The following is a 22,772-nucleotide window of genomic DNA, read 5'->3' as shown; positions in this document are numbered from 1 at the left end:
CCGATAAGCTCGGGACATGAGCCAACTCGTAACCTGGGAGTACGCAACGGTCCCGCTGCTGACCCACGCCACCAAGCAGATCCTCGACCAGTGGGGCGCCGACGGCTGGGAGCTGGTCTCCGTGCTCCAGGGCCCGACCGGCGAGCAGCACGTCGCGTATCTGAAACGTCCGAAGTGACCGCCACGGCCCGGCTCGCAGAGCTCGGCCTGCAGTTGCCGGTCGTCGTGGCGCCCCTCGGCTCTTATGTCCCCGCCGTGCGCACCGGCAATCTGGTCTACACCTCGGGCCAGCTACCGATGCAGGACGGCAAGCTTGTCCGGTCGGGCAAGGTCGGTGCCGACGTCACGCCCGAGCAGGCCAATGAACTCGCCCGGATTTGTGCGCTGAACGCCGTGGCGGCCATCGACGCGCTGGTCGGCGTCGACTCGGTGACCAGGGTGCTGAAGGTGGTCGGATTCGTCGCTTCCGCGGCCGGATTCAACGCCCAGCCCGGCGTGGTCAACGGCGCGTCGGATCTACTGGCCGGCATCTTCGGCGACGCCGGGGTGCACGCCCGCTCGGCGGTCGGCGTAGCGGAACTGCCGCTGGACGCGCCGGTCGAGGTCGAGCTGGTGGTCGAGGTCGGGTAACTGCAGGTGACCGGCGCCCTCGAGCATCCCGCCTACGGACGACTGCGTCCGGTGACCGGCACGGCCTCGGTGTTGCTGGCCGACAACCCCGGCAAGATGACGCTGGAGGGCACCAACACCTGGGTGCTGCGGGCCCCCGGCAGCGACGAGGTCGTCGTCGTCGATCCCGGACCCGATGACGACGCGCACGTGGCCGCGGTCGCCGGTGTCGGCCGCATCGCTGTCGTGTTGATCAGCCACCGGCACGGCGATCACACCGACGCGATCGACAAGCTGGTCGATCTGACCGGTGCGCCGGTCCGCTCGGCCGGCAGCGGATTTCTGCGCGGGATGTCCGGCGAGCTCACCGATGGTGAGGTGATCGACGCCGCGGGACTTCGGATCACGGTGTGGGCGACACCGGGCCACACCGCCGATTCGCTGTGCTTCGTACTCGACGACGCCGTGCTGACCGCCGATACCGTGCTGGGGCGTGGAACGACGGTCATCGACAACGAAGACGGCAGTCTCGCCGACTATCTGGATTCGCTGCGACGACTGCGTGGCCTCGGTGGGCGGACAGTGCTACCCGGCCACGGCCCGGAACTGGCCAACATCGAGGTAGTAGCGGAGGAGTATCTGGCGCACCGCGACCAGCGCCTCGATCAGATCCGTTCGGCGTTGCGCACACTCGGCGACGACGCCACCACGCGTCAGGTCGTCGAGCACGTTTATGTCGACGTCGATGAAGAGCTGTGGGACGTCGCCGAGTGGTCGGTGCAGGCCCAGCTGAACTATCTGAAGGGCTGAGCCGGCGTCGAGATCGACGCCAGCGCGCGAAAGAGCGACAGAATATGTCGCTAACGTCGATCTCGACGCGAACCGCGCGCTTACCTCGCTCGGCGGGCCAGCCGTTCGGAGTCCGAGATCAGCACGCTTTTGCCCTCCAAGCGAATCCAGCCGCGGTGGGCAAAGTCGGCCAGCGCCTTGTTCACGGTCTCCCGCGACGCGCCGACCAGCTGAGCGATCTCTTCCTGGGTCAGGTCATGGGTGACCCGCATCGCGCCGCCCTCTTGGGTGCCGAATCGCTGAGCGAGCTGCAGCAGCTGCTTGGCGACCCGGCCGGGAACGTCGGTGAAGATGAGGTCGGCGAGGTTGTTGTTGGTGCGGCGCAGTCGACGGGCCAGTACCCGCAGCAGCTGCTCGGCGATCTCGGGCCGATCGGCGATCCAGGCCCGCAACGCGTCGCGGTCCATCGACACCGCGCGCACCTCGGTGATGGTGGTGGCACTCGAGGTCCGTGGCCCCGGGTCGAAGATCGACAACTCACCGAACATGTCGGACGGACCCATGATGGTCAACAGGTTCTCCCGGCCGTCCGGCGAACGGCGGCCGATCTTCACCTTGCCGGCAAGGATGATGTAGAGCCGATCACCCGGCTCGCCCTCCGCGAAGACTGTGTGTCCCCGCGGGAAGTCGACGGGTTGCAGCTGTTTGGTCAGCGCGGCGACGGCGCTCGGTTCGACCCCCTGGAAGATTCCGGCCCTCGCCAGGATCTCGTCCACGTTGCCCCTTTAGCTATTCAGAAGAACTCCGGTAGGCACTGCTGTGCATGCTGAGTCTAAAAGGCGAGCCCTGACTCGACGTGCCAACGCTACACACGATTGGCATGGTGACGCGGCGCAAATTGCCGATTCGATCCTGAATGCTGACGCCGGCGTCCCGCGGAGCCGGCCGGATTGGCGGCTGGCACCACGGCGGCCAGCAGTATCTGATCGGTCGGCGACTCGTCGTGGCTGGGCAGGTAGGACGCCTCGCCGGGGTAGCGGGCCATCCGGCGGTGCAAACGGTCTAGCGCCTCGGGCATTCCGTCCCGGGCCAATGTGCGCACATCTATCGGCTCGGCTTGCTCGAGAAATTCGACGACGTCAGTCGCGCTGACCGTCTCTTTCTCCAAGCCCGCTTCAAGCCGTTCAAGCCCGAAAGTCGCCAGCATCAGCAACCCCGGGGTGAATGCAACCAGCAACCAGGACACAAGCAGTCAGTAAACACGGCTAAGGTCTCAGCGGGATCACGAATCTCCTACTGTCGTCGAGGTGACAATGGGCAAGCCTTCTCGGGCCGCCGCCAAAGTATCGGCCGGCCCTTCAGCCGCCGCTGCCCGTCGCTTTGCATCGGAGACCCGGACCGGCCTGGTGCGCCGCGCTCGGCGAATGAATCGCAGACTGGCAGAAGCATTTCCGGACGCGCACTGCGAGCTGGATTTCACCACGCCGCTCGAGCTGGCGGTGGCGACGATCCTGTCGGCGCAGAGCACGGACAAGCGGGTAAATCTGACCACCCCGGCGTTGTTCCAGCGTTACCGCACCGCGGTGGACTATGCGCAGGCGGACCGCGGGGAGCTCGAAACGCTCATTCGACCGACCGGCTTTTACCGCAACAAAGCGACGTCGTTGATTGGCCTCGGTCAAGCATTGGTGGAGCGCTTCGACGGCGAACTCCCCAACACCATGGATGAGCTGGTGACGCTGCCCGGTGTGGGTCGTAAAACGGCCAACGTGATTCTCGGCAATGCGTTCGACCTGCCCGGAATTACCGTCGACACCCATTTCGGCCGGCTGGTCCGGCGGTGGGGCTGGACCACCGCGGAGGACCCGGTGAAGGTCGAGCACGCGATCGGCGAGCTGATCGAGCGTAGGGACTGGACGCTGCTCAGCCACCGGGTGATCTTTCACGGTCGCCGGGTGTGCCATGCCCGCAAACCGGCCTGCGGCGTCTGTGTGCTGGCCAAGGACTGCCCGTCCTACGGAACGGGGCCCACCGAGCCGGAGATCGCCGCCGCGCTGGTGACCGGTCCGGAGGCCGAACACCTACTGGCGATGGCCGGGCTGTCAGATCTCCGGTGTTGACCAGCCGCAACGCCCGCTGGACCCTCGCGATCCTGCTGATGGTCGCGGCGTTGCTCGCCGCTTTCGGGATCGCTCTGCGTGATGGGTCGCAGCCCTCGACCAGCCCGGCTGCCGGGTCGGCTCGCGACCACCGCGACGCCGACACCCCCGCCGCCCTGGCCGGGCCGCGCCGGCGCGCCGACCTCGCGCCGTGTCCGCGCCCGGACGGGCAGCCCGGCTCGGCGACGCTGCGTGACGTGACGGTCGAATGCGCCGGCGACGGCTCGATCGTCGACGTCGGCCCCGCGCTGGCCGGGCACCGTGTCGTGCTGAACTTCTGGGCGTACTGGTGCGCCTCGTGCACGGCCGAACTCCCGGCGATGGCGGAGTATCAACGACGGGTCGGCCCCGATGTGACGGTGGTGACCGTCCACCAGGACGAGAACGAGCTCGCGGCCCTGCTGCGGCTGGCCGAACTCGGCGTCCGGCTGCCGACGCTGCAAGACGGTGACCGTCGGGTGGCGGCGGCCTTGCGGGTTCCGAACGTGATGCCCGCGACCGTCGTGTTGGACTCAGACGGTAGCGTTGTAAAAACGCTGCCCCGAGCTTTCGCGACTGCGGACGAGATAATGGATGCAGTCGGGCGGCTGGATGCGCGAAGGGGGCGCCGGTGACCGGAGGCGGCACATCCCAACGCCTTGATCACGCAGCTGGGGCAGATCTGCTGACGCCCGAACTCGGCCCACCCTGGTTGCGGCCGCTGGTCGACAACGTCGCTGCGATACCCGACGCCTACCGCCGGCGGCTGCCCGCCGATGTTCTCGCGATGGTGTCCGCGTCCAAAACCCGGGCGGGCAACAAAGGACGCGAGGCGGCGGTGCTGGTGCTGTTCTCCGGTCCGTCGGCAGCTGAGCCCGGCGCCGCACCGGATTCTCTGCCCGGCGATGTCGATCTGCTGCTGACTGTTCGGGCGGCGTCGTTGCGCCACCACGGCGGTCAGCCCGCCTTTCCCGGTGGGGCGTCCGATCCCGGTGACAACGGGCCGGTGGCCACCGCGCTGCGCGAGGCCCGCGAGGAGACCGGTCTGGACACCAGCCGACTGCATCCACTGGTCACGATGGAGCGAACGTTCATTGCGCCGTCGGGTTTCCATGTGGTCCCCGTACTGGCGTACTCGCCGGATCCGGGGCCGGTGGCCGTCGTGGATCGAGCGGAAACCGCAATCGTGGCGCGGGTTCCGGTCCGGGCCTTAATCAATCCGGCCAATCGGCTGATGGTGTACCGCCGCACCTTCAGCCGCCGCTTCGCCGGTCCGGCATTTCTGTTGAACGAGATGCTGGTCTGGGGTTTCACCGGTCAGGTGATCTCTGCGATGTTGGATGTCGCTGGTTGGGCAAAACCCTGGGATGCCAGCGACGTTCGCGAACTGGATGAAGCGATGGCCTGCGTCGCCGACCCGCCCGTGCGCCGCATGAGCGGTGCCTATGAGGAGGAGCGGCGCTCATGACCCTGGTCGGCGACGAGGAAGATGGGCGATGAGCTCCTCACAGTGGTTGGACATCGCGGTGCTGGCCGTCGCGTTCATCGCGGCGACCTCGGGCTGGCGTTCGGGCGCGCTGGGCTCGCTGCTGTCTTTCGTCGGTGTGCTGCTGGGCGCGATCGCCGGTGTGCTGCTGGCCCCGCACCTGGTCGCGCACGTCGCCGCACCGCGGGCGAAGCTGTTCGCCGCGATGTTCCTGATCCTGGCGCTGGTGGTCGTCGGTGAGGTCGCCGGTGTGGTGTTGGGCCGCGCGGTCCGCGGCGCGATCCACAGCAATTCGATACGATTTCTTGACTCCCTGATCGGTGTGGCGGTGCAGTTGGTCGTGGTGCTGGTGGCGGCGTGGCTGCTGGCGACTCCGTTGACGTCATCGGCAGGGCAGCCCAGTTTGGCTGCGGCAGTGCGGGGTTCGCGGGTTTTAGGCGAAGTCAACCACTACGCACCGGAATGGCTGAAGACGGTGCCCAAGCGGTTGTCCGCGCTGCTGGACACCTCGGGTCTGCCGCAGGTGCTCGAACCGTTCAGCCGCACACCGGTCGTCGCGGTCGCCGCCCCGGACTCGGTGCTGGCCAAGAGTCCGGTCGTCGCCAAAACCGAACCGAGTGTGGTCAAGGTCCGGGCAGTTGCGCCGAGTTGCTCGAAAGTACTGGAGGGCAGCGGGTTTGTGCTCTCACCGGATCGGGTGATGACCAATGCGCACGTTGTCGCCGGCTCGAGCACCGTCACGGTGGAGGCCAGTGGCAATCCCTACGACGCGACCGTCGTGTTTTACGACCCGACCGTCGACATCGCGATCTTGTCGGTGCCCCATCTGCCCGCCGGGCCGCTGGCGTTCGCCAACACCCCGGTGACGTCGGGTACCGAAGCCATCGTGATGGGCTACCCGGGCGGCGGTGGATTCATCGCGACGCCGGCCAGGATCCGCGAACTCATCGAACTCAACGGGCCCGACATCTACCGCACAGCGACCATCAACCGTGAGGTTTACACCGTCAGAGCCGATGTCGAACAAGGCAATTCAGGCGGGCCGCTGATCAACCTGGAGGGTCAGGTGATCGGTGTCGTGTTCGGCGCGGCGGTCGACGACAACGACACCGGTTTTGTGTTGACCGCCAAGGAAGTGGACCCTGAGCTTTCGCACATCGGTGACACCAAGCCGGTGTCCACCGGGGTGTGCGTCAGTTGAGTGGAGACCGGTAGACCCGATCGAGAAACCGCGACAGGTGGCCGTTGACTTCGTCGGGGTTTTCTTCGTGGCTGAAATGCCCTGCGCCAGCGATTGATACGTATCGCCCGTGCGGCGCGTAGCGCTGTGTTCGCTCGACTGGGTCGGCCAGGACGTAGGGATCGGCGTCGCCGTGGATGTGCAGCATCGGAATGCCGAACGGCCGGCTCATCAACCGCATGAAGCGCCGGCCCTCATCGCGTAACTGACTGCGCACGGCCCAGCGTTGGTACTCCAGGGCGCAGTGCGCCGCGTAGCGAATCTGGATGGCCTCTCGTAGGTGGCCGACCGTCGCGGAAAAATCCTCCGAAGCAACCCATTTGGCGCCGGCGCGGCTGCGGATCAGCTGCTCGAGTTCCGTGCCGTGATGACGGGTCAAGGCCCGCTCGGGCCAGATCGGCACCTGGTAGCGCAGCAGCGAAGGCAGCAGCGCCCGGCCCTGATCGCGGCGGGTCAGCGCCGAACGTCGCAGCGCGGCCGGGTGCGGCGAACTGATCACCGCGATCGCGCGCACCTGCCGTGAGTGCAGCACCGAGGTGGCCCAACACACCAGGCCGCCGTCGGCGTGGCCGACCAGCGTCGCCGACGAGTGTCCCAGCGCACGAATCAACCCCGCGGTGTCACCGGCCAGCGTCCAGCCGTCATACCCGCGGGGCGGTTTGTCGCTGCCGCCGTAGCCGCGCAGATCCACCGCCACCACCCGCGGCCCGCTCAGGCCGCGCAGTTGATGACGCCACGACCACCAGAACGAACCAAAGCCGTGCAACATGATCACCAACGGTCGCGTCGTGGCCGGGGTGGTGTCGTCGTCCGGAATCGCCTCGACGACATGGAACCGGATGCCGTTGGCGTGTACGTCGAGATGACGCCATGGACCGTCGATACGCACGATCGACGGATCAGGTGGGGCCATCTACCAACCCGAGGGATCGGCGGGCGCGCCGTCCTGGCTCAGCGCCGGCGGCGCGGGACTGTCATGGCCCGGCGTGAACGCCAACCGGGTTTCCTTGACGGATTCGATGGTTTGTCGCGGTCCGCGGATGCGCCGCACCTTGAGGAAGCCGAACAGCGCCAGCGCCCCCGTCACCACCATCATGATCCCGAAGACGATCAGGAACGCCGCCCAGCGCCACAACCAGGTGCCCAGCAATTCGGCCAGGAAGAAGAAGAAAAAGAACGTCGAATAGAACAGCACCACCAGCGCGGCGATGAAGAACACGCTGCCGGTCAGGCCTTTCTTGACATCGCGGGTGATCTCGGCGCGGGCCAACTCGACTTCGGCGCGCACCAGCGTCGACAGCTGCGCGGTGGCGTCTTTGACCAGCTCGCCGACCGACGGTTCGGCGGACAATGCGTGCGGATCGGTCAGCGGGATGGCGGTCAGCGTGCGGGGAACGCCGTCCTTACGGTCGCCGTTGTTTCGATCGGACTTGCTCACAGACGGTCCTTCCGGGCTGGCTTGTCGCAGGACGCGCGGTCGTCGCGTTCATGTTGCCATGCACGCCGATGCCAGACGAGCCAAGGCGGGTTTGAGGATCCGCTCCGGCGGCCTCTGATGCGGCTAGACTGGCGCCTCCACTGATGGTCTGTGCTCACATGCCGACGGGAGACAACCGCCTTGCAGATGCTGTGTCGTCGGCTGCTCCGCATCGCGACGGCCATGATCGTGACGGCCGCAGCCGGCCTGCCCGCCGCTCCGGCGCGAGCCGACGATCGCGTTCCGCTCGGCGGTGGAGCGGGCATCCTCGTCAACGGTGAGGCGCTCTGCACGCTGACGACGATCGGCACCGATCCCAAGGGCGATCTGATCGGCTTCACCTCCGCGCACTGCGGCGGGCCCGGCGCGGTGGTGGCCGTCGAGTCGGCCAAGGGCCGCGGCACCGTGGGCACCATGATTTCCGGCAACGACCAGCTCGACTACGCGGTCATTCAATTCGACAAGTCAAAGGTGTTGCCGCAGGCAAATTTCGGCGGCTTCTTGATCAGCGGTATCGGTCCAGACCCGGCATTCGGCCAGATCGCATGCAAGCAGGGCCGCACCACCGGCAATTCGTGCGGTGTCACCTGGGGGCCGGGTCAGGAGCCCGGCACGATCCTGATGCAGGTATGCGGACAGCCCGGCGATTCGGGCGCCCCGGTGACCGTCAACAACCAACTGGTCGGCATGATCCACGGCGCGTTCAGCGACAACCTGCCGGTCTGCATCATCAAGTACATCCCGCTGCACACTCCGGCGGTGGTGCAGTCGATCAATGCCGACCTGGCCGATCTGCAGGCCAAGAACCGCCCCGGCGCCGGGTTCGTCCCGATCCCCGACTCGAATTGATGGCCCGGCTCGTCCGCGAGCCCGCCCGGGCGCCGGGCGACTTACTGGGCAGATCGGATCGCCTCGAACACGCCGGGATCGAGCAGTGTGGACGTGTCGCCGAGATCGCGCTTTTCGGCGACGTCGCGCAGCAACCGTCGCATGATTTTCCCGCTGCGGGTCTTCGGCAACTCGGGCACCACATGCAATTCCCGCGGACGGGCGATCGGTGAGATCGTCCGGGCCACTTCGCCGCGCAATTCGTCGATAAGCTGCGGGCCGGTCGTCTCGGCATGCCCGGCTTGCAGGACGACGAACGCGCAGATCGCCTGGCCGGTGGTGGCATCAGTGGCGCCCACCACCGCGGCCTCGACCACCGCGGCGTGGCCGACCAGTGCTGACTCCACTTCCGCCGTCGAGATGCGGTGCCCCGACACGTTCATCACGTCGTCGATACGGCCCAGGATCCAGATTGCGCCGTCGGAGTCGTAGCGCGCGCCGTCGCCGGCGAAATACCAGCCCTGCTCGGCGAACTTGGACCAGTACGTCTCGCGGAAGCGGTCGTCGTCGCCCCAGATGCCGCGCAGCATCGACGGCCACGGCTGATCGAGGACGAGATATCCGCTGGTGTGCTCGCCCTCGTCGGATGACGGCGGCGCAAGCTGATGGCCGTCGTCGTCGACGATCTTTGCCGACACGCCGGGCAGCGGGGTCATCGCCGAGCCCGGTTTTGCCGCTGCGACGCCGGGCAGCGGGGCGATCATGGCCGCGCCGGTTTCGGTCTGCCACCAGGTGTCCACGATCGGGATGGCATCGCGGCCGATGACGTTGCGATACCAGCGCCAGGCCTCCGGGTTGATCGGCTCGCCGACCGAGCCCAGCAACCGCAGGCTGGACAGATCGTGGGCGTCGGGGATCTCACGGCCCCACTTCATGAAGGTCCGAACCATCGTTGGCGCCGTGTAATAGATTGTCACACCGTACTTTTCGATGATCTGGAAATGCCGGTGTTGGGTGGGGGTGGACGGCGTTCCCTCGTAGACGACCTGAGTGACGCCGTTGGACAGCGGGCCGTAAACGCCGTAGGTGTGTCCGGTGACCCAGCCGATGTCGGCGGTGCACCAGAACACGTCGGTTTCCGGCTTGATGTCGAAGACGTAGTGGTGGGTGTAGGACGCCTGGGTGAGGTAACCGCCGCTGGTATGCACGATCCCCTTGGGCTTGCCGGTGGTGCCGGAGGTGTAGAGCAGAAACAGCGGGTGCTCGGCCGCGAATCCCTGCGCGCTGTGCTCGGGCGACGCCGAGCCGACGACGTCATGCCACCACACGTCGCGGCCCGGCGTCCAGGCAATGTCGCTGCCGGTCCGCTTGACCACCAGGACGTGTTCGATCGTGGTGGTGTCGGCGACGGCTCGATCGGCCGCCTCCTTCAGCGGCTCCGCTTTGCCGTGGCGGAACTGCCCGTCGGAGGTGATCAGCAGTTTGGCCTGGGCGTCGGCGATGCGAGCGCCCAGAGCGGTGGCGGTGAACCCGGCGAACACCACACTGTGCAGCACGCCCAGCCGCGCACAGGCCAGCATCGCGACGACGGCTTCGGGAATCATCGGCAGGTAGATCGCGACGCGGTCGCCGGCAACCAGACCCAGGTCGGCCAGCGCGTTGGCCGCCTTGCTCACCTCGGCCTGTAGCTCGCTGTAGGTCAGCGTGCGGCCTTCGCCGACTTGTTCGGCCTCCCAATGGATCGCGACGCGATCACCGTTGCCGGCTTCGACGTGCCGGTCCACGCAGTTGTAGGCGACGTTCAGTGTGCCGTCGGTGAACCATTTCGCAAAAGGCCGCGCAGACCAGTCCAGCACCTCGGAAAACGGTGTGGCCCAGGACAGTCGGTTGGCTTGCTCGGCCCAGAACGCCAACCGGTCCCGATCGGCCCGTTGGTAAAGCTCGGCACCGGCGTTGGCGTGGCTGGCAAACTCGCTCGACGGTGGATATGACGGTGGGTGCGGCTGCGTCTCGGTCACGGGCACGAGCCTAATCAGCCTGAGTTGATCTTTGAGCGGCTGTAGGCAATACAGTCGCGTGGGCACGGGTGACAGGCGCTCTGAGAGTGTATTGCGGAATCGGAGGGAGGGCGGCTTGCATCGGTTTGGCATCTTCGCGGTGAGCGCCATGCTGGCTGCCGCCGCGCTGACCGGCTGCGGTATGGGCAGCGTCCGAACCGACGTGGTGACCGTCAATGCCGGGGAGCCGCAAAACCCACTCATCCCCACCAACACCAACGACACCAACGGCGGTCGGATCGTCGACCGGTTGTTCGCCGGGCTGATCTCCTATGACGCCCAGGGTGCGCCCGCGTTGGAGGTGGCGCGCGCGATTGAGACCACCGACAACGTCAACTACCGCATCGTGCTCAAACCGGGCTGGACGTTCACCGACGGGTCGCCGGTCACCGCACATTCATTCGTCGACGCGTGGAACTACGGCGCACTGGGCAGCCATGCTCAGCTGCAGCAGAGCTTTTTCACCCCCATCGACGGCTTTGCCGAGGTGGCCGCGCCGAAGCCGACAGCGACCACGATGTCGGGACTGCAGGTGGTCAACGAGCGCGAATTCACTGTTCGGCTCACCCGGCCGACCATCGATTTCACGCTGCGACTGGGCTTTTCGCCGTTCTATCCGCTGCCCGACTCGGCCTTCAAAGACATCGCGGCATTCGGCCGGCACCCGATTGGCAACGGACCCTACCGACTCGGCGACGAGCCGGGCAACCCGGCCTGGCAGCACAACGTCAAGCTCGACCTCGTCGCCAACCCCGGCTATCACGGCAACCGGACGCCGCGGAACAAGGGCCTCCGATTCGTCTTCTACGCCAACCTCGACACCGCCTACGCTGATCTTCTATCAAGCAATCTCGATGTGCTGGACACCATTCCGCCCAGCGTGCTCAACGCCTACCGTCGCGACCTCGGCGACCGAGCGGTGAGCGCACCCGCCGCGGTGAACTTGACGCTGGACACACCGTTACGGCTGCCGCACTTCGCCGGCGAAGAGGGCCGGCTACGCCGCCTCGCACTCTCGGCGGCCATCAACCGGGATCAGATCTGCCGCAAAATCTTCGCCGGCGCCCGCACCCCGGCCCGCGATTTCACCGCGAGTTCGCTACCCGGATACGATCCCCACATCGTCGGAAACGATGCGCTGAACTTCGACCCGGGTCGAGCGCGGGCATTGTGGTCACAGGCCGATGCGATCTCGAAATGGTCTGGCACATATGCGATCTCCTACAATGCCGACGGCTCGCATCAAGAGTGGGTAGACGCGGTCGCCAACAGCATCAAGAACACGCTCGGCATCGACGCTTTCGGTGCGCCGCAGCCTACCTTCGCCGGCTTCCGGGCGCAGATCACCAGCCACACGATCAGCACGGCGTTCCGCGCCGGGTGGCAGGGCGACTTCCCTTCGCTGCTGGAATTTCTCGAACCGCTGTTTGTCACCGATGCCGGCGCCAACGATGTCGGCTACTCCAATCCGCAGTTCGACACGGCGATCGCCGCCGCCGAGGCTGCGCCCGACCTGCTGCAGTCGTTCGTGATGGCCAATGACTCGCAGCGAATCCTATTGCAGGACATGGCCGTTATTCCGTTGTGGTACACCGTCGCGGTGGCAGGGTGGTCGGCCGTGGTCAGCCACGTCGCGCTGACCTGGAACGGGCTGCCCGACTACGAACGCATCGTGAAGGACTGACATGGGCTGGTACTTCGCACGACGCCTCGCGGCGATGGTCCCGGTGTTCTTGGGCGCCACCTTCTTGATCTACGGCATGGTGTTCCTACTGCCCGGCGACCCGATCGCGGCGCTGGGCGGCGACCGTCCGGTGAGCCCGGCGGTGGCCGCCGCCCTGCGCGCGCAGTACCACCTCGACGACCCGTTCTGGTTGCAGTACCTGCGCTACCTCGGCGGCGTGCTGCGAGGCGATCTGGGGCACGCCTATTCCGGGTTGCCGGTCAGCACCGTTCTGGCACAGGCATTTCCGGTGACATTCAAACTGGCGATGGTAGCGCTGACAGTCGAGACGCTGTTCGGCGTCGGGTTCGGGGTGGTCGCCGGATTACGCAAGGGCGGGTTGTTCGACGGCGCGGTGCTGGTGGCCAGCCTGGTCGTCGTTGCGGTGCCGATTTTCGTATTGGGCTTCCTCGCTCAGTTCGTCTTTGGCGTGCGACTGGGTCTGGCCGCAGTGACGGTGGGCGACCGGCCCACGCTCGCGCGCCTCTTGCTGCCCGGGATCGTGCTTGGCGCAGTGTCGTTCGCCTCCGTGGTGCGGCTGACCCGATCCGCGGTGGCTGACCATGTGCACGCCGACTTTGTGCGCACCGCCACCGCGAAGGGCTTATCGCGTCCGCGCGTGGTGCTTGCGCACATCCTGCGTAATTCGCTGATCCCGGTGGTGACGTTTCTGGGTGCAGATCTCGGCGCGCTGATGGGCGGCGCGATCGTCACCGAGGGTATCTTCAACATTCACGGTGTCGGTGGCGTGCTCTATCAAGCGGTCACCCGTCAGGAAGCGCCGACCGTGGTGTCCATCGTGACGGTGCTGGTCGTCGTCTACCTCGTCACCAACCTCGCCGTTGATCTGCTCTACGCGGCGCTGGATCCCAGGATCCGTTATGGCTGACTCATTTTGGCGTGACGTCTGGCGGTCGCTGAGGCGGCGCCCGCAGTTCGTGATCAGCGCGGTGCTGATCGCCTGCATCATCCTGGTCGCGGTGTTCCCGTCGCTGTTCACTGCCGCCGATCCCGGCTATGCGAACCCGGATCAGAGCCTGCTGGGGCCCTCGGCCGAGCACTGGTTCGGCACCGACCTGCAGGGCCATGACATCTACGCCCGGACCGTCTACGGCGCGCGCGCGTCGATCACCGTCGGCCTGGGCGCCACGCTGCTGGTCTTCGTCGTCGGGGGAGCGCTGGGGGCACTCGCCGGCTTCTACGGTGGCTGGCTCGACGCGATCGTCTCGCGCATCGCCGACGTGTTCTTCGGTATCCCGTTACTGCTGGCCGCAATCGTGCTGATGCAGGTGATGCATCACCGCACGGTGTGGACGGTGATCGCGATCCTGGCGTTGTTCGGCTGGCCGCAGATCGCCCGGATAACCCGCGGGGCTGTGCTCTCGGTTCGCGGCAGCGACTATGTGCTGGCAGCGAAAGCATTGGGGATGAGCAGATTGGGAATTCTGGTGCGGCATGTTCTGCCCAATGCGATCGGCCCGGTGATCGCGGTGTCGACCATCGCGCTCGGTTTGTTCATCGTCACCGAGGCCACGCTGTCCTACCTGGGGGTCGGATTGCCACCTTCGGTCGTGTCGTGGGGTGGCGACATCAATGTCGACCAGATTCGGCTGCGCGCAGGTTCACCGATCCTGTTCTACCCCGCCGGCGCGTTGGCGATCACGGTGTTGGCGTTCATGATCATGGGCGACGTGCTGCGCGACGCCCTGGACCCCCTGAACCCTTCGTCCCGAGCGTGGCGCCGGTGAGCGCGCCGCTGCTGCGCGTCAGCGGCCTCGAGGTCCGCTTCGGCGACGAGCCCGCGGTCTGCGGTGTCGACCTCGCGGTGCGAGCAGGCGAAACCGTGGCGATCGTCGGCGAATCCGGTTCAGGGAAGTCGACCACCGCAGCGGCGATTCTGGGGCTTCTCCCACCCGGTGGGCGAATCACCGCGGGCCGCATCGACTTCGGCGGTGTCGACCTCACGGCCGCCACCCGACGCCAACTCCGGGCCGTTCGCGGTAGCGGGATCGGCTACGTACCGCAGGACCCGATGACCAACCTGAACCCGGTGTGGCGCGTCGGGTTTCAAGTACGGGAAGCGTTACGCGCGAACAATGTCGAGCGTCGGGCGGTCGAGTTACTCGCGGACGCCGGCATGCCCGATGCAGCGCTGCACGCCCGGCAGTATCCCCACCAATTGTCCGGCGGGCTCTGCCAGCGGGCCTTGATCGCGATCGGGCTGGCCGGCCGGCCGCGGCTGCTGATCGCCGACGAGCCGACGTCGGCGCTGGACGTCACCGTGCAACGCCGGGTGCTCGACCACCTCCAGCAGCTCGCCGGCCAACTCGGCACGGCAGTGCTGCTGATCACCCACGACTTGGCGCTGGCCGCCGAACGAGCCGAACAGCTGGTCGTCATGCGCCACGGGCGTGTCGTGGAAAGCGGAGCAGCGCAAGCGATTCTGCGTGATCCACAGCACCCGTACACGCAACAATTGGTGGCGGCCGCACCGTCGCTGCGCAAGGCCCCCGCCGCGCGACAGGTCCCGCCCGTCGATTCGCCGGACGTGATCGTCGCCGCCGGGCTGACCAAGATCTACCGATCGTCGCACGGCGCCCCGTGGCGGAGCACGGAGGTGCGCGCCGTCGACGACGTCTCGTTCCGGCTGAGGCGAGGCACCACGTTGGCGGTCGCGGGCGAATCAGGATCCGGCAAATCCACCGTGGCCCGGATGGTGCTGGGACTACTGGAACCCACCTCGGGCACAGTGTTTTTCGACGATCACGACGCCGCGTCGCTGAGTCGGCGCGAGACGTCGGAATTTCGCCGCAAAGTGCAGCCGGTGTTTCAAAACCCCCACGGGAGTCTGGATCCGATGTACTCGGTGGCCCGGATCATCGAGGAGCCGCTACGGATCCACCGGGTCGGGGATCGTCGCCAGCGCCGCCAGGCCGTCCGCGAGTTGGCCGAGCAGGTCGCGCTGCCCGCGTCGCTGCTGAACCGGCGTCCCGGTGAATTGTCCGGCGGCCAATGCCAGCGGGTGGCGATCGCACGGGCGCTGGCGCTCAAGCCCGAGGTCGTGGTGTGCGATGAAGCCGTCTCCGCACTCGACGTCGTGGTGCAGGCGCAGATCCTGGAGTTGCTGGCCGAACTGCAGTCGGAACTGGGCCTGACTTACCTGTTCATCAGCCATGACCTGGCGGTGATCCGGCAGATCGCCGACGAGGTGATCGTGATGCGGGCCGGGCGCGTGGTCGAGCATGCGGCCACCGAGGATGTCTTCACCAGCCCGCGCCACGAATACACGCGCCAGCTACTGGCCGCCGTTCCCGGCGCGGGTGCTGGCTATCCTGACATCTCGTGAGTTGCGCAGCCGACGATGACTGACGCTGCGTGATCGGAGAAGGCGGGAGGAGCGGCGCCGATGAGTCCTGATCCGCTTGCCCCGCTGGTGGAGTTGCCCGGCGTCGCCGCGGCCAGCGACCAGGCGCGCGAGGCTCTCGGCCGGGCGCACCGCCACCGCGCCAACCTGCGGCGATGGCCGGTGACCGCCGCCGAGGCGGCGCTCCGGTCAGCGCGAGCCTCAGCGGTGCTGGACGGCGGTGGACACAAGCTCGACGACCAGCTCGATGCCTCCGCCGTCAGCGACCCGGTGTTCGCGGGATCCCTGCGGGTCGCCCAAGCCCTGGAGGGTGGCCAGACCAACCTGGTCGGGGTGTGGCAGCGCGCGCCGCTGCAGGCGCTGGCCCGGTTGCACATGTTGGCCGCAGCCGGCCGGGTCGACGAGAGCCGGCTGGGCCGACCGCGTCCCGACGCCGACGTCGGACCTCGTCTGGAACTGCTGGCGCAGATCGTGTCGGGTGGCACCAAGGCCCCGGCCCCGGTGGTCGCCGCCGTCGCGCACGGTGAGCTGCTGACCCTGAAGCCGTTCGGAACCGCCGATGGTGTGGTGGCCCGCGCGGTGTCGAGATTGGTCACCATCGCGACCGGACTCGACCCCCACGGGCTGGGCGTGCCGGAGGTGGGATGGATGCGTCGCGCCGCCGACTACCGCGAAGCCGCGGCCGGTTTTGCCTCCGGAACACCCGACGGCATGGCGTCCTGGTTGGTGTTGTGCTGCCGAGCCATGCGCACCGGCGCCCAGGAGGCGCTGACGATTGCTGACACCCTCACCGAACAGGGTGCAGGCGGGCACTAGAACCGACAGAGCGGGCGGCGTGCCGAAGGATTTCGGCTCGCCGCCCGCTAGCACGGATCCCGGTTACCATGCGTGCACCTGTGGGCTGCGTGGGATGGCCTCGGCGTTCTTGCGATGCTCCGGGCGTCGGCCCCACCCAAAGGGCCGTCTATGCCGTTCGCTCTTCGCAATTACGCAGGCCCGCAACACTTCTGCCATTATCGCGGCTATGACTCCGCGTGGGTGCCGAGAACCGTGCTCGGTTGCCCCGTCCGGGAGATCGGCCCTTCTCTTCTGGAACGATCTTGGCCGTACCGGGCTTCCGTGACTCCTTTGTACTCCGTGACTCCGATCACATCAAGTGTCAATTGTCAGGAAAACGCCAAAGCGATACTGGGCCGTGACGTGGAAAGTTTGCTGTGCGCGTCTAGAGGGCGAACCGGCGCAGCAGCGAGTAGGTGAGCGCGCCGGCCGCCAGGGCGCTGATCCCCACCGCGGCAGTGGTGGCCACCGCGGCCCCTGACGGTGCCGGGATGCGGTCGCGCAGTGACACCGGTCGGGAAAACTCCAGCACCGGCCAGTCGCGGGCGTTCGCCTCCCGTCGCAGGGCGCGGTCGGGATTGACCACGCTGGGATGCCCGACCAACTCCAGCATCGGCATGTCGGTGATCGAGTCGGAGTAGGCGTAGCAATGCTCGAGCGGATAGCCCTCGCGCGCGGCCAACTCGCGAATCGCCTGCACCTTCCCTTCGCCGTAGCAGTAGAACCCGATTTCGCCGGTGTATCTGCCGTCCTCAACCACCATCCGGGTTGCCATCGCGTGGGTGGCCCCCAGTGCGCGCGCGATCGGTGCGACGAGTTCTTCACCGGAAGCCGAGACCACCACGACGTCGCGGCCGCACAGTTTGTGGCCGGCGATCAGGTCGGCCGCCTCGGCGAACACCAGCGGCGTGACAATGTCGTGCAGCGTCTCGCTCACGATGGACTTGACCTGCTCGACGTCCCATCCGGTGCACATGTTGGTCAAATGAATGCGCATCCGGTCCATCTGGTCGTGGTCGGCGCCCGACAGCAGGAATAGGAACTGCGCGTAGCTCGATTTGAGGACGGCTCGGCGGTTGATCAGCCCCTGTGCGAAGAAAGGTCTGCTGAACGCCAGCGTGCTCGACTTGGCGATGATCGTCTTGTCAAGATCGAAAAATGCCGCCGTGCGCGGACTGCGACCGGGGGGCATCGGCGAAGTTTGCTGGTCAGCGGCCGAGTCGGAGACGGTCACCGCCTCAGCATAGGGGGGTGAGTCGGCGGGCCGCGACGCTGTCTGCAAAAACCCCGGTAAAAACGGATCCCGTAACGCGTGGTACCAGCGAGGCGTTTGGTTCAGCTACTTGAGGATCGTCGGTGTGTTTCGCGCGTAACCCTTGCGCTGCGTGACACTCTCGTGTGTATAGTAAGCCTCACTCGGCTTTGCCGAGGTGTATCAGCCCGACCCCCCGGGGCTGATACACGACGACCCTCGCCTCCTCCCCCCCTGGCGGGGGTCGTCCCTTTTCTCGGGTAAGTCTTCTCAGCGCACGCTCGGTGTGCACAGTCTCGGCGTTGTCCACACATTGTGTTGGCGCGACTGGCGCCGCCGCCCTGCCGGCGGCACGGTGGGCCGATGCCGAACACCGATGCCCGCGGAATTCTGGCGATCCTCGCCGATCCGGTCCTGCGCGATGAACTGGACCGAGTGGCAGCGGCGGTGAGCGTGCGGGTTGTCCACGCCGCGGACTCGTCGCCGCTGAGTCGGAAAGCGTGGTCGGCGGCGTCGGCCGTCGTGCTCGACGAGGCGGCGGCACTGGGCTGTGCGCAGACCGGATTGCCGCGGCGTGCGCACGTCATCGTCGCGACCGGCGATGATCCGCCGCCGGCAACCTGGGCGGCGGCGATCGAGGTGGGTGCCCGGCACGTGTTGAGATTGCCGGCCCAAGAGCATGACCTGGTCCGCGAGCTCGCCGACGCTGTCGAATCAGCTCGTGACGACGGCAGCCGCGGCGCGGTGGTGGCGGTGATCGGCGGGTGTGGCGGAGCGGGTGCCTCGCTGTTCGCGGTCGCGCTGGCGGGGGTGGCGACGGAGTCGATGCTGGTCGATCTAGACCCCTGGGCGGGCGGCATCGATCTATTGGTCGGCGCGGAGAGTGCACCTGGCGTGCGGTGGCCGGACCTCACACTGCAGGGCGGACGGTTGACCTGGTCGGCCGTGCGCGACGCGCTCCCGCAGCACCGCGGGATGAGCCTGCTGTCGGGCACCCGGCGCGGAGGTGAATTGGACGGCGGCGCAGTGCGAGCCGTGCTCGACGCCGGCCGGCGTGGCGGTGTGACGGTGGTCTGCGACCTCGCGCGTCGGATGACAGGCGCGGTTGAAACTGCCTTGGACACAGCAGATCTCGTGGTTGTGGTCAGTCCTTGCGATGTGCGGTCCTGCGCGGCTACCGCGACCGTCGCCCCGGTGCTCGCCGGAATAAATCCAAACCTGGGCCTGGTGGTCCGTGGGCCATCGCCGGGGGGTCTGCGTGCCGACGACGTGGCGACCATCGCAGGTGTGCCGCTGTTGGCGTCGATGCGGACGCATCCGCGGCTGGCCGAGCAACTCGAGCACACAGGTCTGCGGATGGGGCGCCGGTCTGCGCTGGCCACCGCGGCCCGCACGGTTCTGGCCGTCCTGCCGGCGCGCCGCACCCACCGGCGTGCGGCATGAGCGGTTCGCTGATCGATCGAGTGCGCGAGCGGCTGGCGGCCGAGTCCGGTCCGCTGCGACCGAACGTGGTAGCCGAGGCGATCCGAGCGGAATCCGGTGGGGTACTCGGCGACACCGAGCTGCTGACCAACCTTCGGATACTGCAGACCGAGCTGACCGGCGCAGGAATCCTGGAACCACTGCTGCGCGGCGACAACACCACCGACGTGCTGGTCGCCGCGCCGGACGCAGTATGGGTCGACGAAGGAAAAGGATTGCGCCGTACCAATATCCGCTTCGCGGACGAAGCGGCCGTACGCCGTCTGGCGCAGCGGCTGGCGCTGGCGGCGGGCCGGCGACTCGACGACGCGCAGCCCTGGGTCGACGGGCAGTTGACCGGACTGGGTAGTTTCGCGGTCCGGCTGCACGCCGTCCTGCCGCCCGTGGCTGCGGCCGGCACCTGCCTGTCGTTGCGGGTGCTGCGGCCGGCCACCCAAGACCTTGCCGCGTTGATCACGGCCGGTGCCATCGCTCCCCAGGCCGCGGAGTTGATCCACGATGTGCTCGCCGCCAGGCTTGCGTTCCTGGTGTCCGGCGGGACCGGCGCGGGCAAGACGACATTGCTGTCGGCCATGCTGAACGCGGTCGCCGGTGACGAGCGGATCGTATGTGTCGAGGACGCCGCCGAGCTGGCACCGCCGCATCCACACCTGGTGCGATTGGTGGCGCGCTGCGCCAACGTCGAGGGCGTCGGTGAAGTCACCGTTCGTCAGCTCGTCCGCCAGGCGTTGCGGATGCGGCCGGACCGCATCGTGGTCGGTGAAGTACGCGGCGCCGAGGTGGTCGATCTGCTGGCCGCGCTGAACACCGGTCACGAGGGTGGCGCGGGGACGGTGCACGCCAACAACCCCGCCGAAGTACCGGCCCGTCTCGAGGCATTGGCTGCCCTTGGTGGTCTGGATTGTGCTGCGCTACAAAGTCAATTGAGCGCCGCTGTCCAAGTGTTGCTGCACGTCACCCGGGACCGGGACGGGCGCCGGCGGCTCGAGGAGATTGCCGTGTTGCGCCGCGCCGACCGAGGTGTCCGTGCGGTCACGGTGTGGCACGCGGACCGCGGCTGCACCGACGAGATCGCGGGCTTTAGGGCGTTGGTGCGAAGCCGGAGTCGGGCGTGACGGGGCCGGTGGTGGCCGGGCTCGCGTTGTCGGCTGCGGTGCTGATGCGTCCGTCGTCGCCGCGGCGGCGGCTGAGCCGCGAGCGACGCAATGCCTCGCGGCCGCTGGCGTTGTCATTCGTGATCGCGTGCCTCGCGGTCACGAGCACGGCGTTGTTCTCATTGACAACAGTTTTGGGGCTCGCCGCGGTGGCCGCAACCATGTTCCTTCGCGGCCGGCGTCGGCGCCGCAACGATCGCGCAATGGACGAGAGCCGGTCGATGGAGACCGCGATCGACGTGCTGGTGGGCGAACTCAGGGCGGGGGCGCACCCGGCTACGGCGTTCGCGGTGGCGGCAGAGGAGACAGCCGGACCAGTCGCCGGTGCGTGCCGTGCGGTGGCCGCACGCGCCCGACTCGGCGCTGACGTCGCCGCGGGACTGCGCGGAGTCGGCGCGACGGCCGCACTGCCGTCACACTGGGAGCGATTGGCCGTGTGCTGGGAGTTGGCCACCGATCACGGCCTGGCAATGTCCGCGCTCATGCAAGCGGCGCAACGCGATATAGCTGAGCGGCAACGCTCCTCGGCTCAGGTTCGAGCGGCGATGGCGGGCGCTCGCGCCACCGCCGTCATTCTCGCTGGACTGCCGGTGCTGTCGGTGTTGATGGGTCAGGCGATCGGGGCGCGCCCGCTGTCATTTCTGCTCGGCGCAGGGCTGGGCGGCTGGTTATTGGTCGCCGGCCTGACGCTTGTTTGTGGCGGGCTGATGTGGGCCGATCGCATCACCGACGCGGCGGCGTCGTGATCACCACAGCGGCAATGCTTCTCGCCGCTGCGCTGCTGTCCAGCGCAGGCCCTTCAGCGGTGCGGGCTCGCGCCGCGATGCCGGATCGCCGACCGCCGTTGACGCGGCGGTCGGCAGCAGCGGTGGATCCACTGGGAGTGGCGTCAAGCCTGGATGTGCTCGCGGTCTGTCTGGCTGCCGGGATGGCGGTGTCGACTGCCGCGGCAGCAACCGCACCATCGGCGCCACCGCGGTTGGCCCAGGTATTACGTCGCGCAGCCGACCTGTTGGCGCTGGGCGCCGATCCGGCCGTCGCCTGGTCCACGCCGATGGGCGCCGCTGACCCGCAGATCGACGCGTTGTTGCGGTTGGCCCGGCGGTCGTCGGTGTCGGGTGTGGCATTGGCCGGTGCGTTGGCGGGGCTCGCTACGCAGTGCCGCCAGGACGCGGTTCATGCGGCCGCCGCAAAGGCCGAACGGGCAGGCGTGCTGATCGCCGGCCCGCTGGGCCTGTGCTTTCTGCCGGCATTTGTCTGTCTGGGCGTTGTCCCGGTGATTGCAGGCCTTGCCGCTGACTTCCTGCAATCCGGCCTGATATGAGGAAAGCATGTCGAAAAATGAAAGAAGGCAACATGTTTCGCGCATTAACAGTCAGACTCAAGATAGTGGTTGCCGACGAGTCAGGGATGTCCACCGTCGAATATGCCATCGGCACTATTGCGGCGGCGGCATTCGCGGCGGTCCTCTACGCCGTCGTCACCGGCGATTCCATCGTTTCGGCGCTGACGAACATCATCGCCCGCGCGCTGAGCACCAAGGCCTAGCCGACAATGCCGGCGCGGCCACGGTGGAAGCAGCGTTCGGCGTCGCAACTCTGGTCGCGGTCCTGTCGCTGTGTCTGGCCGGCATCGCGGCGCTGGCAATGCAAGTCTGCTGCATTGACGCCGCACGGGAGGCCGCCCGGTTGGCGGCCCGCGGTGACGAGCGGTCGGCGATCGCGGCAGCCCGCGCAGTCGCCCCCGGCGGCGCCGGCGTGCAGATTCGCCACGACGGCGGATTCGTGGTTGCGACGGTTACCGCTAGGTCGAATCTGCTTCAGCTCCTGCAAATCTCGGCCACTGCGATGGCTGCAGTCGAGCCATGGTAACGAGCGTGGATCGGTCACCGTCGTCACGGCCGCGATGGTTGTCGTGCTGCTTACCGTCACCGGTGGCAGCGTGTCCCTGGGCGCCGCTGTAGTCGCCCGGCACCAGGCTCAGGCGGCGGCCGACCTGGCTGCACTGGCCGCCGCGGCGCGAGTGCCAGCCGGGGCCGACGCATCGTGTGCACGGGCCGGAGCGGTGGCCCGCATGATGCGGGCCGATGTAGCCGGCTGCGGTGTCGAAGACCTCGACGTCGTGGTCACCATTGAGGTCGGTGCGGGCGAATGGGGCAGGGCCCGGGCGTCCGCCCGGGCGGGCCCGGCTCCCAGGCCAGTCTAACCGGGGGCCAGTCCAGCTGCGGCGAGTTCGGCTGGAGTCGGCAGCCTCAGCGAGACCAGTCCGGCGAACGTGCCGGTGTCGATCTCCACCCGGTTGGCGGTCACGTGGACCGGCACCCACCCGCCGTCGTG

Annotated in this window: 26 protein-coding genes and 1 pseudogene; 20 read left to right on the top strand and 7 right to left on the bottom strand. The window is 67.5% G+C overall.

What is annotated here, in order from left to right; translation table 11 throughout:
• Positions 1-16: 16 nt before the first annotated feature.
• The 3 genes from sp36 to AC2VOG_RS07605 are packed head-to-tail and all read left to right on the top strand — an operon-like array spanning position 17 to position 1,419.
• Positions 17-178: a Sp36 family protein gene (gene sp36 / locus AC2VOG_RS07615; protein ID WP_486939305.1), complete on the top strand. Its 162-nt coding sequence runs from the start codon at positions 17-19 to the stop codon at positions 176-178.
• A complete protein-coding gene (locus AC2VOG_RS07610; protein WP_486939304.1) occupies positions 175-630 on the top strand; it encodes a RidA family protein in 456 nt (151 codons plus the stop codon). Before sp36 ends, AC2VOG_RS07610 begins: the two co-directional genes overlap by 4 nt.
• A gap of 6 nt (positions 631-636) precedes the next feature.
• Positions 637-1,419 (top strand): MBL fold metallo-hydrolase, encoded by a 783-nt coding sequence (locus AC2VOG_RS07605; protein ID WP_486939303.1) that lies wholly within the window; start codon positions 637-639, stop codon positions 1,417-1,419.
• An 80-nt stretch (positions 1,420-1,499) separates the two neighbouring features.
• On the opposite strand, the gene crp is transcribed toward AC2VOG_RS07605, so the two are convergent.
• Together crp and AC2VOG_RS07595 are read right to left on the bottom strand one after the other, a co-directional pair.
• Entirely contained in the window at positions 1,500-2,174 is a 675-nt protein-coding gene (crp, locus tag AC2VOG_RS07600) for a cAMP-activated global transcriptional regulator CRP (RefSeq protein WP_486939302.1), read from the bottom strand.
• An 89-nt stretch (positions 2,175-2,263) separates the two neighbouring features.
• Complete coding sequence (locus AC2VOG_RS07595) at positions 2,264-2,605, bottom strand: hypothetical protein (RefSeq protein ID WP_486939317.1); 342 nt, start codon at positions 2,603-2,605, stop codon at positions 2,264-2,266.
• Between the two features lie 217 nt (positions 2,606-2,822).
• Here AC2VOG_RS07595 and nth point away from each other — a divergent pair, with 217 nt between their 5' ends.
• From nth to marP, 4 genes are read left to right on the top strand one after another with little or no spacing between them, the layout of a single operon-like run.
• On the top strand, positions 2,823-3,518 hold the full coding sequence (gene nth / locus AC2VOG_RS07590; protein ID WP_486939301.1) for an endonuclease III: 696 nt from the start codon (positions 2,823-2,825) through the stop codon (positions 3,516-3,518).
• Between the two features lie 38 nt (positions 3,519-3,556).
• Positions 3,557-4,171 (top strand): TlpA family protein disulfide reductase, encoded by a 615-nt coding sequence (locus tag AC2VOG_RS07585; RefSeq protein ID WP_486939316.1) that lies wholly within the window; start codon positions 3,557-3,559, stop codon positions 4,169-4,171.
• A complete protein-coding gene (locus tag AC2VOG_RS07580) occupies positions 4,168-5,004 on the top strand; it encodes an NUDIX hydrolase (RefSeq protein WP_486939300.1) in 837 nt (278 codons plus the stop codon). Before AC2VOG_RS07585 ends, AC2VOG_RS07580 begins: the two co-directional genes overlap by 4 nt.
• A gap of 28 nt (positions 5,005-5,032) precedes the next feature.
• Complete coding sequence (gene marP, locus AC2VOG_RS07575) at positions 5,033-6,223, top strand: acid resistance serine protease MarP (protein WP_486939299.1); 1,191 nt, start codon at positions 5,033-5,035, stop codon at positions 6,221-6,223.
• On the opposite strand, the gene AC2VOG_RS07570 is transcribed toward marP, so the two are convergent.
• Both AC2VOG_RS07570 and AC2VOG_RS07565 read right to left on the bottom strand, forming a co-directional pair.
• Entirely contained in the window at positions 6,216-7,175 is a 960-nt protein-coding gene (locus AC2VOG_RS07570) for an alpha/beta fold hydrolase (protein ID WP_486939298.1), read from the bottom strand. The genes marP and AC2VOG_RS07570 overlap by 8 nt on opposite strands.
• Positions 7,176-7,700: a phage holin family protein gene (locus AC2VOG_RS07565; protein WP_486939297.1), complete on the bottom strand. Its 525-nt coding sequence runs from the start codon at positions 7,698-7,700 to the stop codon at positions 7,176-7,178.
• Between the two features lie 222 nt (positions 7,701-7,922).
• Between AC2VOG_RS07565 and AC2VOG_RS07560 the strand changes: the two genes are divergently transcribed.
• A complete protein-coding gene (locus AC2VOG_RS07560; RefSeq protein WP_486939296.1) occupies positions 7,923-8,588 on the top strand; it encodes a chymotrypsin family serine protease in 666 nt (221 codons plus the stop codon).
• 41 nt (positions 8,589-8,629) lie between these two features.
• On the opposite strand, the gene acs is transcribed toward AC2VOG_RS07560, so the two are convergent.
• The gene (gene acs, locus AC2VOG_RS07555) at positions 8,630-10,585 is read right to left on the bottom strand and encodes an acetate--CoA ligase (RefSeq protein WP_486939295.1); all 1,956 of its coding nucleotides are present in this window, start codon (positions 10,583-10,585) and stop codon (positions 8,630-8,632) included.
• Between the two features lie 148 nt (positions 10,586-10,733).
• Here acs and AC2VOG_RS07550 point away from each other — a divergent pair, with 148 nt between their 5' ends.
• From AC2VOG_RS07550 to AC2VOG_RS07530, 5 genes are read left to right on the top strand one after another with little or no spacing between them, the layout of a single operon-like run.
• Complete coding sequence (locus AC2VOG_RS07550) at positions 10,734-12,308, top strand: peptide ABC transporter substrate-binding protein (RefSeq protein WP_486939315.1); 1,575 nt, start codon at positions 10,734-10,736, stop codon at positions 12,306-12,308.
• Position 12,309: 1 nt separating this feature from the next.
• Positions 12,310-13,236, top strand: a complete 927-nt coding sequence (locus AC2VOG_RS07545; RefSeq protein ID WP_486939294.1) for an ABC transporter permease — start codon at positions 12,310-12,312, stop codon at positions 13,234-13,236.
• Positions 13,229-14,095, top strand: a complete 867-nt coding sequence (locus AC2VOG_RS07540; protein WP_486939293.1) for an ABC transporter permease — start codon at positions 13,229-13,231, stop codon at positions 14,093-14,095. The genes AC2VOG_RS07545 and AC2VOG_RS07540 overlap by 8 nt, the downstream gene beginning before the upstream one ends.
• On the top strand, positions 14,083-15,693 hold the full coding sequence (locus AC2VOG_RS07535) for a dipeptide ABC transporter ATP-binding protein (RefSeq protein WP_486939292.1): 1,611 nt from the start codon (positions 14,083-14,085) through the stop codon (positions 15,691-15,693). The genes AC2VOG_RS07540 and AC2VOG_RS07535 overlap by 13 nt, the downstream gene beginning before the upstream one ends.
• Positions 15,694-15,753: 60 nt before the next feature.
• A complete protein-coding gene (locus AC2VOG_RS07530; protein WP_486939291.1) occupies positions 15,754-16,527 on the top strand; it encodes an oxidoreductase in 774 nt (257 codons plus the stop codon).
• Positions 16,528-16,933: 406 nt separating this feature from the next.
• Here AC2VOG_RS07530 and AC2VOG_RS07525 read toward each other — a convergent pair whose 3' ends face one another.
• Positions 16,934-17,782 (bottom strand): HAD-IB family hydrolase, encoded by an 849-nt coding sequence (locus tag AC2VOG_RS07525; protein ID WP_486939290.1) that lies wholly within the window; start codon positions 17,780-17,782, stop codon positions 16,934-16,936.
• 381 nt (positions 17,783-18,163) lie between these two features.
• Between AC2VOG_RS07525 and ssd the strand changes: the two genes are divergently transcribed.
• From ssd to AC2VOG_RS07490, 7 genes are read left to right on the top strand one after another with little or no spacing between them, the layout of a single operon-like run.
• Positions 18,164-19,243: a septum site-determining protein Ssd gene (gene ssd, locus AC2VOG_RS07520; RefSeq protein ID WP_486939289.1), complete on the top strand. Its 1,080-nt coding sequence runs from the start codon at positions 18,164-18,166 to the stop codon at positions 19,241-19,243.
• Positions 19,240-20,397 (top strand): TadA family conjugal transfer-associated ATPase, encoded by a 1,158-nt coding sequence (locus AC2VOG_RS07515; protein WP_486939288.1) that lies wholly within the window; start codon positions 19,240-19,242, stop codon positions 20,395-20,397. The genes ssd and AC2VOG_RS07515 overlap by 4 nt, the downstream gene beginning before the upstream one ends.
• Positions 20,394-21,182 carry a type II secretion system F family protein gene (locus AC2VOG_RS07510; RefSeq protein WP_486939287.1) on the top strand — a complete coding sequence of 263 codons (789 nt, stop codon included), beginning with the start codon at positions 20,394-20,396 and terminating at the stop codon, positions 21,180-21,182. The genes AC2VOG_RS07515 and AC2VOG_RS07510 overlap by 4 nt, the downstream gene beginning before the upstream one ends.
• Complete coding sequence (locus AC2VOG_RS07505) at positions 21,182-21,760, top strand: type II secretion system F family protein (RefSeq protein WP_486939314.1); 579 nt, start codon at positions 21,182-21,184, stop codon at positions 21,758-21,760. The genes AC2VOG_RS07510 and AC2VOG_RS07505 overlap by 1 nt, the downstream gene beginning before the upstream one ends.
• A 17-nt stretch (positions 21,761-21,777) precedes the next feature.
• Positions 21,778-21,984, top strand: coding sequence for a DUF4244 domain-containing protein (locus AC2VOG_RS07500; RefSeq protein ID WP_486939286.1), 207 nt, complete (start codon positions 21,778-21,780; stop codon positions 21,982-21,984).
• 23 nt (positions 21,985-22,007) lie between these two features.
• The gene (locus AC2VOG_RS07495; RefSeq protein ID WP_486939285.1) at positions 22,008-22,307 is read left to right on the top strand and encodes a TadE family type IV pilus minor pilin; all 300 of its coding nucleotides are present in this window, start codon (positions 22,008-22,010) and stop codon (positions 22,305-22,307) included.
• A gap of 34 nt (positions 22,308-22,341) precedes the next feature.
• A complete protein-coding gene (locus tag AC2VOG_RS07490) occupies positions 22,342-22,641 on the top strand; it encodes an Rv3654c family TadE-like protein (RefSeq protein ID WP_486939284.1) in 300 nt (99 codons plus the stop codon).
• Here AC2VOG_RS07490 and AC2VOG_RS07485 read toward each other — a convergent pair.
• Positions 22,638-22,772: pseudogene (locus AC2VOG_RS07485) on the bottom strand (hypothetical protein); the annotation flags it as partial. The gene AC2VOG_RS07490 and the pseudogene AC2VOG_RS07485 sit on opposite strands and share 4 nt — an antisense overlap.

This window comes from Mycobacterium sp. TH-M11, from assembly GCF_057473725.1.
Note: the sequence above shows the minus strand (reverse complement) of the source record. Positions and strands in the feature narration are given on the sequence as shown.